Source organism: Pseudomonas sp. Sample_21 (assembly GCF_004307525.1).
Taxonomy (GTDB): Bacteria; Pseudomonadota; Gammaproteobacteria; order Pseudomonadales; family Pseudomonadaceae; genus Aquipseudomonas; species Aquipseudomonas atacamensis.
On sequence record NZ_RCNZ01000122.1, the window covers coordinates 40572 to 55022 of the forward strand.

Genomic DNA, 14451 nt, shown 5'->3' on the forward strand with positions numbered 1-14451 from the left:
GAACCGCCAAAATGCCAAAACTGACCCTCCTTATCCAGCGCCTTCTCGAGCTGATGAAGCGCTACCCCGGGTTGATCGCGGCGGGTGGTTTCATTTCCGGGGTCGGCAGTTTCATCCTCGTCGATCGCCAACAGGGGCTGGCGAGCTGGATCACGGTGATCATGCTGCTCAGCTGGATCTGGCTGATGCTGGAAAACACCCTGACCGGGCTGTTCACACGGATCTTCAAGCGCGAGATTCCCCAGCCGCTGCTGCGTTATGCGACGCAGATGATCCATCAGGAAAGCCTGTTTTTCGTTCTGCCATTCTTCTTTATCACCACCACGTGGAACAGCGGCCAGTTTGTCTTCACGGGGTTGCTCAGCGTTGCTGCACTGATCTCTATCGTCGATCCGCTGTACTACAAATGGCTGGCGCCACGGCGCTGGGCGTTTCTCGCGCTGCACACCCTGACCCTGTTCGCCGCCCTGCTCACCGCGCTGCCGGTGATCATGCACCTGACCACCGCGCAGAGTTTCAAATGGGCGCTGGGGATTGCCGTGCTGCTGTCGTTCCCGAGCCTGGCGTCGATCTTCCCGATCCGCACCCTGCGCAACGCCCTGGCGATTCTGTTCATCACAGTCGGCATCGGCGGCGTCGGTTGGGCGCTGCGTTCGTGGGTGCCGCCGGCAACGCTGTGGATGACCGACGTGGCGATCAGCACGCAGCTGCAGGATCGCACCCCCGGCGCCAGCCTCGATACCGTCAGCGCCGAGCAGATCCGCAGCGGCGGGCTCTACGCCTACACTGCGATCAACGCGCCGCGCGGCCTCGATGAGCGGATTTATCATGTCTGGACCTTCAACGGCAAAGAGGTCGACCGCATCGCCCTCGACATCCATGGCGGGCGCAAGGAAGGCTACCGGGCGTGGACGCACAAGCAGAACTTCCCCGGCAACCCGGCGGGCAAATGGCAGGTGCGGGTGTTGACCGAGGACGGGCAGTTGATCGGCGTGCTGCGTTTCGCAATCACCGACAGCACACCGGCCAAAGAAAAGTAATCCGGTTCGTGCTATTACGTAGGATCTCGTAACGGCCGTACAAGCACGGAGCTTATGACCAGCAGCCCAACCCCCGGCAGTGCCCACCTGGACACCGCGTTCAGCCCTGCCCGCCTGCGCGTCAGCGGCGACTGGACGCTCGCCCACTACACCGCGCTCAAGCACCTGAGCGAAAAGCTCCGCGGCCAGTACGATGCCAACACTTCCATCGATCTGAACGGCCTCGGTGCCCTCGACACCGCCGGCGCCTCGTTGCTGGTCGAGCTGCTCGGTTCCGAGCGCTTGGGTAAAACCGCCGAACACCCCGATTGCACCCTTTCAACTGCCGACCGCGCCTTGCTGCAAACCGTGTACTGCTCGCTGAGCGATTTCTGCGTGCCGATCAAGGAGCCGGAAATCAGCGTCAGCGTGCAACTGCTGACGCGCATTGGCCGCGCGGTGGACAAGGTCTGGACCGACACGATGCAACTGCTCGGCTTCGTCGGCCTGATCCTTGAAGTCATCGCCCGTGGGCTGTTGCGGCCCAAGCGCTGGCGCATCACGCCGATGATCGCGCACATCGAGCAAACCGGCCTCGACGCCGCGCCGATCGTGGCCCTGCTGACGTTTCTGGTGGGCGCGGTGGTGGCGTTTCTTGGCGCCACAGTGCTGGCCAGTTTCGGCGCGACGATTTTTACCGTGGACCTGGTCGGCTTCTCGTTCCTGCGCGAATTCGGCGTGCTGCTCACGGCGATCCTGATGGCCGGGCGCACCGCCAGTGCTTTTACCGCACAGATCGGCTCGATGAAGGCCAACGAAGAAATCGACGCGATCCGTACTCTCGGCCTCGACCCGATCGAATTGCTGGTGGTGCCGCGCGTGCTGGCGCTGCTGGTGGCGCTGCCGATGCTGACGTTTCTGGCGATGCTCTCGGGGATCGTCGGCGGCGGTGTGGTGTGTGCGGTGTCGCTGGACATCTCGCCGGCGATGTTCCTCTCGCTGCTGCAATCGGACATCGGCATTCAGCATTTTCTGGTCGGGCTGGTGAAGGCGCCGATCTTCGCCTTCCTGATCGCGGCGATCGGTTGCCTGGAAGGTTTCAAGGTCAGCGGCAGCGCCGAATCGGTCGGCGCGCACACCACCTCCAGCGTGGTCCAGTCGATTTTCGTGGTGATCGTGCTCGATGCGGTGGCCGCGCTGTTTTTCATGGAGATGGGCTGGTGAGTCGTCTACCCCGCGCGCCCTCGGAGGCGGTGATCGAAGTCCGTGGCCTGTGCAATCGCTTCGGCCCGCAGAGCGTGCACGAAAACCTTGATCTGGACGTGTACAAGGGCGAGATCCTCGCCGTGGTCGGCGGCTCCGGTACCGGTAAATCGGTGCTGCTGCGCAGCATCGTCGGGCTGAATCGGCCCAGCGAAGGCATGGTCAAGGTCTTCGGCCAGAACCTGCCGAATCTGCCCGAGCATGAGCGCTCGCTGATCGAAAGGCGCTTTGGTGTGTTGTTCCAGAAGGGCGCGCTGTTCTCGTCGTTGACCGTGACCGAGAACGTCGCCCTGCCCCTTATCGAACACGCCGGCCTCAGCCGTCACGACGCCGAGCACCTGGCGGCGGTGAAACTGGCGCTGGCCGGGCTGCCGCTGTCGGCGGCGGACAAATACCCGGCGTCGCTGTCCGGCGGCATGATCAAGCGCGCGGCGCTGGCGCGCGCCCTGGCGCTGGATCCGGACATTCTGTTTCTCGACGAACCCACCGCCGGCCTTGATCCGATTGGCGCGGCGCAGTTCGATCAATTGATCCTGACCCTGCGTGATGCGTTGGGTCTGAGCGTGTTTCTGGTGACCCACGACCTCGACACGCTGTACACCATCACCGATCGCGTGGCGGTGCTGGCGCAGAAGAAAGTGCTGGTCGCCGGCCCTATCGACGACGTCTCGGAAACCGACGACGCGTGGATTCACGAATACTTCCACGGCCCGCGCGGCCGCTCGGCGCTGGACGCCGCCAAACTGCTCAACGAGGTCTGATATGGAAACCCGAGCCCATCATGTGTTGATCGGCCTGTTCACGGTGATCGTCGTGGCCGGCGCCCTGCTCTTCGGCCTGTTTCTGGCCAAATCCAGCGTCGACACCGAGTTCAAGGATTACGAAGTGGTGTTCAACGAGGCGGTCAGCGGTCTGTCCAAGGGCAGTTCGGTGCAGTACAGCGGGATCAAGGTCGGTGACGTGGTCAGCCTGCGCCTCGACCCGCAGGATCCGCGCCGGGTGCTGGCGCGGATTCGTCTGGCGGGCGACACGCCGGTCAAGGAAGACACCCAGGCCAAACTGGCACTGACCGGCATCACCGGCACGTCGATCATCCAGCTCAGCGGCGGCACACCCGAGAGCCCGAAATTGCGCGGGCATGACGGCAAGCTGCCAACTCTGGTCGCCTCGCCCTCGCCTATTTCCCGCCTGCTCAACGACAGCAGCGACTTGATGACCGGCATCAGCGCCCTGCTGCAAAACGCCAACCACATGTTCTCCGCGGAAAACGTCGAGCGCGTGAGCAAGACCCTCGCCCATCTGGAACAGACCACCGGCACCATCAACGACCAGCGCGGCGACATCAAACAAGCCATGCAGCAACTGGCGACCGTCGGCAAACAGGCCGGCAGCATGCTCGAGCAGACCTCACTGCTGATGCGCAACGCCAACGGCCTGCTTAACGATCAGGGCAAGCAGGCCTTGGGCAGTGCCGAACAGGCGATGAAGTCGCTGGAGCAAAGCAGCGTGACCATCAATGGCTTGCTCAGCAAAAACCAGAATTCGCTGGATAACGGCATGCAGGGCCTCAACGGCCTGGCCCCGGCGATTCGCGAACTGCGCGAGACGCTGACCTCGCTGCGCGCCATTTCCCAACGCCTCGAGGCCAATCCCAGCGGCTATCTGTTGGGCAGCGACAAGAACAAGGAATTCACCCCATGAAACTGACTCGAATCGCCCTGCTCGGCGCTGGCCTGACCCTGATCGGCGCGTGCTCGATCTTGCCCAAGTCGGAACCTTCGGACGTCTACCGCCTGCCCGCCGCGCAAGCGCCCGCCTCGGCCAGCCCGGCGGCGACGCAGTCGTGGTCGCTGCGCTTGAATAAATTGCAGGCCAGCGAAGCACTGAACCGGCCGAGCATTGCCGTGATCCCGCAGGGCGATGTGATCAGCAGCTACAAGGGCTCGCGCTGGAGTGATCCGGCGCCGGTGCTGCTGCGCAATCGCCTGCTCGATGGATTCCAGCGTGACGGCAGAGTGACGTTGCTGAGCACCGACGACAGCAACTTCCAGGCGGATCTGGAACTGGGCGGCAGTTTGCAGGCGTTTCAGACGGAATATCAGGGCACCCAGGCCGGCGTCGTGGTGCGGGTCGATGCATTGCTGGTGCGCGGCTATGACCAGCGCATCCTCGCCAGCCGCCGTTTTGAAGAGCGCCAGTCGCTGAATGATGTGCAGGTGCCAGCGGTGGTCGCCGGGTTTGGTAAGGCCAGTGATCGCCTCACGGCCAAGGTTGTGGCATGGGCCGTAGAGCAAGGGCAGAAACTGGCCCCGCAACCGCGCTGACACACCACAATCCCTGTGGGAGCGAGCCTGCTCGCGAAAGCGGTGTATCAGTCACCTAAGCGTTGACTGACACTCCGTCTTCGCGAGCAGGCTCGCTCCCACATGGGGATTTTGCTCAGCCGAAGAACCAGTAGCAGACCCCGATAGCGCCCACCACTCCGGCAAACTCCGCCAGCAACGCACACCCCACCGCGTGCCGTGCGCGTTGAATCCCCACCGCGCCGAAGTACACCGCCAGCACATAGAACGTGGTTTCGGTACTGCCCTGCACCGTCGCCGCGACCAGCGCCGGGAAGCTGTCGACGCCGGAAGTCTGCATGGTCTCGATGAGCATCGCCCGCGCGGCGCTGCCGGAAAACGGTTTGACCATCGCCGTCGGCAGCGCATCGACGAAGCGCGTATCCCAACCCGCCCACTCGACCAGATGGCGAATGCCGTCCAGGCCGAAATCCAGCGCACCAGAGGCGCGCAGCACGCCAACCGCACAGAGCATCGCGACCAGATACGGCAAGAGGTTCTTCGCCACATCGAAGCCTTCTTTCGCGCCTTCGACGAACGCTTCGTACACCTTGACCTTGCGCAGCGCGCCGATCAGCAGAAACAGCATGATCAGGCCGAACAGCGTGAGATTGCCGAGGATCGACGACAATCCCGCCAGCGCTGTCGCGGAAAGCGTGCCGAGCAGCGCCATGAAGCCGCCAAGGATCAGCGCGCCGGGCAGCAGATAGGCGAGCACCACCGGGTCCCAGATGCGCAGGCGTTGCATGAAAGCTACGGAGAGAAAACCGACGATAGTCGAGCAACTGGTCGCCAGCAGAATCGGCAGGAACACCAGCGTCGGATCCGGCGCGCCTTGCTGGGCGCGGTACATGAAGATGGTCACGGGCAGCAGGGTCAGCGACGAGGCGTTGAGCACCAGAAAGAGGATCTGCGCGTTGCTGGCGATGGTGGCGCTGGGATTGAGCTCCTGCAACGCTTTCATGGCTTTCAGGCCAATCGGCGTGGCGGCGTTGTCCAGGCCGAGGCCGTTGGCGGCGAAATTCAGCGTGATCAGGCCAAGGGCAGGGTGGCCGGGCGGGACTTCCGGCATCAGCCGCAGAAACAGCGGGCCGAGGACCTTGGCCAGCCACTCGACGATTCCGGCTTTCTCGGCGATGCGCAGAAAGCCCAGCCACAGGGTGAGGGTGCCGAATAGCAGCACCATGACTTCGACCGAGAGCTTGGCCATGGCGAAAATGCTTTCCACCATCGCCGCGAAGATCCCAGCGTTGCCGCCGATCAGCCACTGCGCCAGCGCCGACACGGCTGCAACGATGAAGAAGCCAAGCCACAGGCCGTTAAGCATCAGTCAAATCCCCCGAAGAATGCGGCGAATGATAGCGGGGTCGCCAGAAACGACAAACCCCGGATTGCTCCGGGGTTCGTTGGTGGGGCGTGCATCAATCACTGTGGGAGCGAGCCTGCTCGCGAAGAGGCCGGCACATTCAACATCTCTGTAGATTGATACACCGTCTTCGCGAGCAGGCTCGCTCCCACAGGGTTTTGCATCAGTTCTTGGAAATTTCGCCAGCCGGCAGTTTTTCCTTGCTGCGCCAGTGCGGCAGGGAGTTCCAGTAGCGCTCGCCCTTGGCGTCGTCGTACATGCCTTCCCAGCGCGCGATCACCAGCACCGCCAGGGCGTTACCGATCACGTTCAGTGCGGTACGGGCCATGTCCATGATGCGGTCGACACCGGCGATGAACGCCAGGCCTTCAAGCGGGATGCCGACGCTGCCCAGAGTCGCCAGCAGCACTACAAAGGACACGCCCGGTACGCCGGCGATACCTTTGGAGGTGACCATCAGCGTCAACACCAGCAGCAGTTGCTGGCTGATCGACAAGTCGATGCCATACAGCTGGGCAATGAAGATCGCCGCGATCGACTGGTACAGGGTCGAGCCATCGAGGTTGAACGAGTAACCGGTCGGTACCACGAAGCTGCAGATGGCTTTCGGCGCGCCGTAGGCTTCCATCTTCTCGATCACGCGTGGCAGCACGGTTTCCGAGGAGGCGGTGGAGTAGGCCAGTACCAGCTCATCCTTGAAGATGCGCATCAGCTTGAGCACCGAGAAGCCGAACAGCTTGGCGATCAGGCCCAGCACGACGAAGGCGAAGAAGGCGATGGCGACGTAAACCAGGATCACCAGTTTCGCCAGCGGCAGCAGCGAGGCGAAGCCGAAGTTGGCCACGGTCACCGCGATCAGTGCGAACACGCCGATCGGGGCGTAGTTCATGATCATGTGGGTGACCTTGAACATGCTTTCCGAAACGCCCTGGAACATCTTCACCAGCGGCTCGCGCAGGTCCGACTGCAGGCTCGACAGGCCGAGCCCGAACAGTACGGAGAAGAAGATGATCGGCAGCATTTCGCCGCGGGCCATGGCCGCGAAGATGTTCGACGGGATCAGGTTGAGGATGGTTTCGATGAATGCATGTTCATGCTGCACTTCGGCGGCGGTCGCCTGGTACTTCGAGATGTCGACCGTGCCCAGAGTGCTCATGTCGATGCCGGTGCCCGGATGGAACACGTTGGCCAGCACCAGACCGACAACGATGGCGATGGTGGTGACGATCTCGAAATAGATGATGGTCTTCAGGCCGATACGCCCGAGTTTCTTGGCGTCGCCGACGCCAGCGATGCCGACGATCAGCGAGGAAATGACGATCGGGATCACGATCATCTTGATCAGACGGATAAAGATATCGCCTGCCGGTTGCAGGACGTTGCTGATCCACCAGGCCTTTTCAGCACTGAAGTGGTTGAGCAACGAACCAATTGCAATCCCTAGAACCAGACCGATGAGGATCTGCCAGGCGAGGCTGATTTTTGCCTTCTTCATTATCTTTACCCTTACTTGCGTTTGACTCAGGCACATGCAGGAACTGGAACGCTCATCAGCGGAAAAGTCTGTGCATCTGCCTCCGTATAAGGTGCCCCGAAGTGCGTGTTTACGGCTCTTCGGCAGGCGAAAAAAGGCGCAACTATTCCGATGCAAGGTGGCGCCGTCTAATGCCGTAAACGCCTACCCTATGCCTAATCGGCATGAGCTTTTTCATTTGAAACTGGCGTCCCAAGCGGTTCGATTGTGACATTTGTGCCGGCATAAGTGCCGTGAACCGGCCATTACAGCGTAGGCTGGTTAAATTTTGCACAGGGAAAACCGGCGGAAATTTCCGGAAAAAGTCTGAATCGCAAGACTAGAAGTCACACGGAACGAGCGCGATCTTTGTCGATATACGGTCGCCAGGAAACACCGCGAAATGTTTTCCTCGCAGTGTTGACGATTGAAAAAGGAATTTGGCGTGCTGGATCAATGTTTTAGCGAATTCAAAGCCCAGCGCAGATTCGTCAGACCACCGGGTCGACGAACCTGCGGCGCAGCTTTTACCCTGACCCGGCCCTTGCGCAGGTACTCCCTGTACCCGTAGGTCACTCCGACCCTGTATCAGTCAGAACATCCCGGCCCCCTGGTCATGCACCGACCCTCATCGGGCGGTGCAATGGAAAGCAGCGGGGCGCTGCTTTCGTGTTCGAAACCTTTGCGCGTCCTGCGTCAGTACCACTTCGGATCTTTCTTCAGGGTTTCCATCAGCAGATCCTGCATGCCCTGATCAGGTTTGCCGAAGAAGCGATAAGTCGCGTGTCGCGTCGGCGACTTGTCCTGCGGCAGACCTTCCGGCACATCGACCAGCATGGCGTAGGCGTCATCCTTGTCGAAGCTGAAGGCCACGATCAAGCGGTGATTCAGACACTTGTCCTGACTCTCGCAGAGCGGACCGACCAGATACTGATCGCCATCTTCCGTAACGGCATGCATCTGTTGTTCGGAGGTGCCGGACAGGTTGATCACCCATTCCGGTACGCGCTCTTCCTTTTTGATCACGCCTTCCCAGGTTTCACGGTACTGCGCGTCGGAGGCGAGCAGTTCGTTGACCCGGGTCTGGCCGTCATTGGCCGCCATGGCCATGGCACTGCCGCCCAGAAGCAGGGCGGCGGCCAATGTCTTGAGACCGATCATCGTTAACCTCGGCCGCGACGGCCAAAGAAGAAGGAAGCGATGAACATCACCAGGAACACGACAAAGAGAATCTTGGCGATACCCGTGGCGGTGCCCGCGATACCACCGAAGCCCAGGACGGCGGCGATGATGGCAATGATCAAGAATGTAATTGCCCAGCTCAACATGGTGATTCTCCTTACTTCTCTATTTAGGGGTGTTTCCGGTTTCCGGCGCTACGCGCCTGAATGTGTTCAAAGGCTTAGAAAACCCAGCGCTCTTCCCGTGGCAATTGATCCAGCGGTTGCGCCTGGTCGACATCGATCATGTGCATCGAAGCGTTCTCGGCCTGGCTGCTGCTCACGGCACTGAAGTGCGTTTGAGTGCTGTGCTGCATCGAAATCAGTGGCTCGGGTTTACGGCTGTTTTCCCAGCTCATGTACTGCTGGCAGACGATCAGGGTGATCAGCAACGCCAGTACACCGAACAGACCTTGCTGGATCTGCAGTGGCGAAATACGTACTTGGGCGGCGATTGGGCGAGTCATCCTGTGTTCCTCACGCTTGTTCGGTTGGGGCAGTGCTGTTCTGCCCGGGCTGAGTGAGGTATTGCAGCCTGCATGCCAGTTTTTTCATCTGTGAAAAAACCAATAAAAACAATAAGTTATACGTGATTGAGAAATTTCCTGAGACGCATCCTGCACGATGGCTCTTCTGCGGTCGTGCGCAATGCACGATTATTTCGTGGGAAATTTCGATGATATGGAATTGCTACCGGTACGCAGATGTCAGAAGAGGACGCAGGATCTGCCCTGCAAAACGCAGAATGTTTTAAAACTCAACGAAATCAATGAATTGGCCGTTATGGCAGTAGAGAGCTACCCTCCTATGGCTGGTATCGTTCAGAATCAACCATGCAACTTGCCCGATTTTTCCGGGACTAACCCAAGACTAATCACTATGGAGCGTAGGAAAAATGGAATCTGCCACTGAGCAACAAGGCCGCATTCTGCTGGTGGACGATGAATCCGCCATCCTGCGTACGTTTCGTTATTGCCTCGAAGACGAAGGCTATACGGTAGCCACCGCCAATAGCGCAGCCCAGGCCGATGCTTTGCTGCAACGTCAGGTCTTCGATCTGTGCTTCCTTGATTTGCGCCTGGGCGAGGACAACGGTCTCGACGTCCTCGCGCAGATGCGCATTCAGGCGCCGTGGATGCGCGTAGTGATCGTCACCGCCCACTCGGCGGTCGACACCGCGGTTGATGCCATTCAGGCTGGCGCCGCCGATTATCTGGTCAAGCCGTGCAGCCCTGATCAACTGCGCCTGGCCACTGCCAAGCAGCTGGAAGTGCGCCAGCTCTCCGCGCGGCTCGAAGCGCTGGAAGGCGAGATCCGCAAACCGAAAGACGGTCTGGATTCCCACAGCCCGGCGATGAAAGTCGTGCTGGAAACGGCCCGGCAGGTCGCAAGCACCGACGCCAACATTCTTATCCTTGGCGAGTCCGGTACGGGTAAAGGTGAACTGGCCCGTGCGATCCACGGCTGGAGCAAGCGCGAGAAGAAATCCTGCGTCACCATCAACTGCCCGTCGCTGACTGCCGAGTTGATGGAAAGCGAGCTGTTCGGCCATAGTCGTGGCGCGTTTACCGGTGCCAGTGAAAGCACCTTGGGGCGTGTTAATCAGGCTGATGGCGGCACGCTGTTTCTCGACGAGATCGGCGACTTTCCTCTGACTTTGCAACCCAAGTTGCTGCGCTTCATTCAGGACAAGGAGTACGAGCGGGTCGGCGACCCGGTCACTCGCCGCGCCGATGTGCGCATCCTCGCCGCCACCAACCTCAACCTCGAAGACATGGTCCGCGACGGACGTTTCCGCGAAGACCTGCTCTATCGTCTCAACGTCATCACCCTGCATCTGCCGCCATTGCGCGAGCGCGCCGAAGACATCCTGACCCTCGCCGATCGCTTCCTCGCACGCTTCGTCAAAGAGTACGCACGCCCAGCGCGCGGCTTCAGCGATGAGGCGCGCGAAGCGCTGCTCGGTTATCGCTGGCCGGGCAATATTCGCGAACTGCGCAACGTGGTCGAGCGGGCCAGCATCATCTGCCCGCAGGAACGCGTGGAAATCAGCCACCTGGGCATGGCCGAACAACCGGCCAACAACGCGCCACGGGTCGGCGCGGCGCTGAGCCTGGACGAGCTGGAGAAAGCGCACATCGGCGCGGTGCTGGCCACCGCCGGTACCCTGGACCAAGCGGCGAAAACCCTCGGCATCGACGCCTCGACCCTGTATCGCAAACGCAAGCAGTACAACCTGTGAGCACTGCGCGATGAAACTGGCGATCAAGCTGCGCACGCGCCTGTTCCTGAGCATTTCTGCGTTGATCACCGTGGCCTTGCTCGGGCTCTTGCTCGGGCTGGTCAGCGTGATGCAGATGGCCGGGTCACAGGAAGCGCTGGTGCGCAGCAACTTCGTCACCCTGGATCTGGGCCTCAAGCTGCGCCAGACCCTCGGTGATCAATTGATCATCATGCTCGCCGAAAAACCCGATCCCGTTGCGTTCGAAGCGTCCAAGCAGCACTACTTCGAGTTGCTCGACCAAGGCATCGCCCAGCAGCCGGAGGGCGATGACCAGCCTTACGGTTTCCGCCAGGCCAAGGCCGACTACCTGAACTTCCTCGCCTCATTCGACGTGACTGCCGAAGCGGCGAAGAACGCCAGTACCACTGCGGATTTCCGCGAGCGCTTCAACATTCTGCGTAATGGCCTGATTGCTGAGCACAAACATGCGCTGGAAACCATCAACGCGGTCCAACACGCTGCCCGTGAACGCGCGTTGCTGATTGCCGGGCTGCTTGGCCTGGTCGGACTGGCGGTGCTGATCATCGGTTTCGTCACCGCCCAGGGCATCGCCCGACGTTTCGGCGCACCGATCGAAGCGCTGGCCAAGGCTGCCGACAATATCGGCCAGGGCAACTATGACGTGACCCTGCCGATTTCCACGGCCATGGAAGTCAACCTGTTGTCGCGACGCTTCGGCCTGATGGCCGAAGCGTTGCGCGAACACCAAGCGATGAATGTCGACGAACTGTTGGCCGGTCAGCAGCGTTTGCAAGCGGTGCTCGACAGCATCGACGATGGCTTGCTGATGATCGACCGCCAGGGCCAGCTCGAACACCTCAACCCCGTGGCTCAGCGCCAGTTGGGCTGGGAAGACGACCGGCTCGGCCAAGGCCTGGGTACTGCACTCGGCCGTCCGGAGCTGGATGCGCAATTGCAATTGGTCCTGCGCGGCGGCACGCTGGAGCGCGCGCCGGAAGATCTGAGCATCGAAGTCGATGGCGAATCGCGCCTGCTGACCTACAGTCTGACGCCGGTCAGTCATACCCAGGGGCATATTCTCGGCGCGGTGATGGTGCTGCACGACGTTACCGAGCAACGCGCGTTCGAGCGCGTGCGCAGTGAGTTCGTCTTGCGCGCTTCCCATGAACTGCGCACGCCGGTCACAGGCATGCACATGGCCTTCGGGCTGTTTCGCGAGCGGGCCAAGTTCCCGGCGGAATCGCGCGAAGCCGACCTGCTGGATACGGTCAACGAAGAAATGCAGCGCCTGATGCAGTTGATCAACGACCTGCTGAATTTCTCGCGCTACCAGAACGGCCTACAGAAACTCACTCTGGCGCCATGTTCCATTGAGGACCTGCTGGAGCAGGCGCAGCTGCGCTTTGCCGACGTGGCTGCTGCCAAAGGTGTTGCGCTGAACATCGAGATTCAAGGCCCGCTGCCGAGGTTGCAGGCTGATCAGGCGCAACTTGATCGCGTCCTCGACAACCTGATCGACAACGCCCTGCGGCACACTGCCCGCGACGGGCAGATCCGGCTGCAAGCGCGCCGGCATGGCGAGCGGGTCATCATCAGCGTCGAAGACAATGGCGAAGGCATTGCCTACGGCCAGCAGGGGCGGATCTTCGAACCGTTCGTGCAGGTCGGGCGCAAGAAGGGCGGCGCCGGCCTCGGTCTGGCGCTGTGCAAGGAAATCGTCCAGTTGCACGGCGGGCGCATGGGCGTTTATTCGCGGCCGGGGCAGGGCACCCAGTTCTACATGGCGCTGGCCGTTTAGGCTTCATCGTCCATACGCCGTCCGGCCAGGCGTCGTCCACGGGTGATCAGTTCAATGAACTGCACGGCGCTCAGTGCGTGAGCGAACAGCCAGCCCTGACCGAACTTGACCCCCTCACTGCTGAGCAGTGCTGCCTGGGATTCCAGCTCGATGCCTTCGGCAATCACTTTCAGATCCAGCGCCTGCGCCATGTGAATGATGTGCGGAGCGACGCCGCTGCTCGCCGCGTCATGGCCGAGCGCATCGATGAACGCCTTGTCGATCTTCAGGCAGTCCACCGGCAAGGTCTGCAGATAGGCGAGGCTGCAATAGCCGGTGCCGAAATCATCGATCAGCACCTGATGGCCGACGTCGCGCAAGGCTTGCAGGTTTTCCCGCGCCACCACCACATCAATCAGGCCCCGCTCGGTGACTTCGAAGGCTATCTGCCGCGCGGCGACACGGTGCAGCGCGAGCAGCCGCGCCATGACCTGGCCGATGCGCGGCACCATGACATCGCAGGCCGCGAGGTTCACCGAGATATACAGCTGCGGATTGGCGCGCAGCAGCTGCCCCAGCTGTTCGAGCAGACGCTGCAAGACGAAGTCGGTCATCTGCCGGATCTGCCCGGTGTTCTCCGCCATGGGAATGAACAGGTCGGGGCTGGTCAGCGTGCCGTCCGGGCGCCGCCAGCGCAGCAGCGCTTCGGCGCCGACGCAGTTGCGGCTGTCGAGATCGAAGATCGGCTGATACAGCACCTGCAACTCACCCCGGCGGATCGCCCCGTGCAGCTCGGCATCCAGCGACTGGCGCTGACGCACCAATAGTAAGGTCAGAAAGCCGACAACGGCCCCGGCGATCAGGCACACCGGCAACAGCCACCACCACACCGCCGGGACGTGCATGCCCGTGCGCGGCGTAATCAGCACCAATTGATATTCCGGGTTGTCGGTGGGCATGCGATAGATCAGCCGCGTTTGCGTGACTTGCAGCGCATTAGGGCTCTTCGGTGGCCAGGGTTCGGTCGGTGGCCAGGTCTGTGCGGTGCCGAGCACCGGAATCGCGCGAGTGCCGTGATCGAGTACCACCAGCAGGCTGCTGCCGGGCGAAAGATCGACCATGTCGGTCAAATGCCCGCGCGAGGTAGCGACACGAAAGTTGCCGCGACCGAGCATCAGCGCCGCGCGGTTTTCATCGGGCTCGGTGGTGGTGTTCAGCCAATAGCTGTAGGTCGGGCCCTGAATGTCCGGCGCGCGCACCAACGACAGACCTTCCTGGCGCGGACGGTTGGAGCAGAACCGCGAGGCGTCCATGTACGCGGCTTCGTAGACGAAGCGGTAGTTGAAGGTGACTTGCTGCAGAGTCGCGATCATTTCTTCGTCGCAGCCGCGCAAGGGCTGGGCTTCAAGGTCGTCGAGACTTTCGCGCAACTGGCCGAACAATTGTTCGAGGCGCGCGAGGAAACGCTCGCCTTGGGCGTTCATTTCCTGGCTCTCGCGCATTTCCAACTGGCGCATCGCCGCGAACATACCGCCGGCGATCAGCAGGCTGGCGCTGAGGACAGCCGCGATCATCGCCAAAAAAACAGGGCGATAAAACCAGCTACGCAGCGTCTCTCGGGTCGCAGCCATCAGGGATTTTCCGAAGAATTACCATGAGTTATAGCTGCTGATTGCGATTTCGCCCTGACCGTCGGGCGGGCGTCA

Annotated in this window: 13 protein-coding genes; 7 read left to right on the forward strand and 6 right to left on the reverse strand. The window is 61.3% G+C overall.

Annotated elements, in window-relative coordinates; translation table 11 throughout:
- Positions 1–11 precede the first annotated feature (11 nt).
- From D8U71_RS23520 to D8U71_RS23540, 5 genes are read left to right on the forward strand one after another with little or no spacing between them, the layout of a single operon-like run.
- On the forward strand, positions 12–1040 hold the full coding sequence (locus D8U71_RS23520) for a DUF5924 family protein (RefSeq protein WP_122692263.1): 1029 nt from the start codon (positions 12–14) through the stop codon (positions 1038–1040).
- Positions 1041–1094: 54 nt separating this feature from the next.
- Positions 1095–2243, forward strand: coding sequence for an ABC transporter permease (locus tag D8U71_RS23525; RefSeq protein WP_125927316.1), 1149 nt, complete (start codon positions 1095–1097; stop codon positions 2241–2243).
- Positions 2240–3043, forward strand: a complete 804-nt coding sequence (locus D8U71_RS23530) for an ABC transporter ATP-binding protein (protein ID WP_130888801.1) — start codon at positions 2240–2242, stop codon at positions 3041–3043. Before D8U71_RS23525 ends, D8U71_RS23530 begins: the two co-directional genes overlap by 4 nt.
- A gap of 1 nt (position 3044) precedes the next feature.
- Positions 3045–3983: an MlaD family protein gene (locus tag D8U71_RS23535; protein ID WP_016772359.1), complete on the forward strand. Its 939-nt coding sequence runs from the start codon at positions 3045–3047 to the stop codon at positions 3981–3983.
- Positions 3980–4606, forward strand: coding sequence for an ABC-type transport auxiliary lipoprotein family protein (locus tag D8U71_RS23540; protein WP_130888802.1), 627 nt, complete (start codon positions 3980–3982; stop codon positions 4604–4606). Before D8U71_RS23535 ends, D8U71_RS23540 begins: the two co-directional genes overlap by 4 nt.
- A 115-nt stretch (positions 4607–4721) precedes the next feature.
- Here D8U71_RS23540 and D8U71_RS23545 read toward each other — a convergent pair whose 3' ends face one another.
- The 5 genes from D8U71_RS23545 to D8U71_RS23570 all read right to left on the reverse strand — a co-directional run bounded on the left by D8U71_RS23545 (position 4722) and on the right by D8U71_RS23570 (position 9190).
- Positions 4722–5951, reverse strand: a complete 1230-nt coding sequence (locus D8U71_RS23545) for a spore maturation protein (RefSeq protein WP_122880234.1) — start codon at positions 5949–5951, stop codon at positions 4722–4724.
- Between the two features lie 202 nt (positions 5952–6153).
- A complete protein-coding gene (gene gltP / locus D8U71_RS23555; protein WP_130888803.1) occupies positions 6154–7485 on the reverse strand; it encodes a glutamate/aspartate:proton symporter GltP in 1332 nt (443 codons plus the stop codon).
- Positions 7486–8199: 714 nt separating this feature from the next.
- Positions 8200–8664, reverse strand: coding sequence for an inhibitor of vertebrate lysozyme family protein (locus D8U71_RS23560; protein WP_016772356.1), 465 nt, complete (start codon positions 8662–8664; stop codon positions 8200–8202).
- 2 nt (positions 8665–8666) lie between these two features.
- Positions 8667–8831 carry a DUF1328 domain-containing protein gene (locus D8U71_RS23565; RefSeq protein WP_003177151.1) on the reverse strand — a complete coding sequence of 55 codons (165 nt, stop codon included), beginning with the start codon at positions 8829–8831 and terminating at the stop codon, positions 8667–8669.
- Between the two features lie 74 nt (positions 8832–8905).
- Complete coding sequence (locus D8U71_RS23570) at positions 8906–9190, reverse strand: hypothetical protein (protein WP_024014979.1); 285 nt, start codon at positions 9188–9190, stop codon at positions 8906–8908.
- Positions 9191–9618: 428 nt separating this feature from the next.
- Between D8U71_RS23570 and algB the strand changes: the two genes are divergently transcribed.
- Together algB and D8U71_RS23580 are read left to right on the forward strand one after the other, a co-directional pair.
- Positions 9619–10965 (forward strand): sigma-54-dependent response regulator transcription factor AlgB, encoded by a 1347-nt coding sequence (gene algB / locus D8U71_RS23575; protein ID WP_024014980.1) that lies wholly within the window; start codon positions 9619–9621, stop codon positions 10963–10965.
- A 10-nt stretch (positions 10966–10975) separates the two neighbouring features.
- Positions 10976–12766, forward strand: coding sequence for an ATP-binding protein (locus D8U71_RS23580; protein WP_130888804.1), 1791 nt, complete (start codon positions 10976–10978; stop codon positions 12764–12766).
- Here D8U71_RS23580 and D8U71_RS23585 read toward each other — a convergent pair.
- The gene (locus tag D8U71_RS23585; RefSeq protein WP_130903177.1) at positions 12763–14376 is read right to left on the reverse strand and encodes an EAL domain-containing protein; all 1614 of its coding nucleotides are present in this window, start codon (positions 14374–14376) and stop codon (positions 12763–12765) included. The two genes, D8U71_RS23580 and D8U71_RS23585, sit on opposite strands and share 4 nt — an antisense overlap.
- Positions 14377–14451 lie beyond the last annotated feature (75 nt).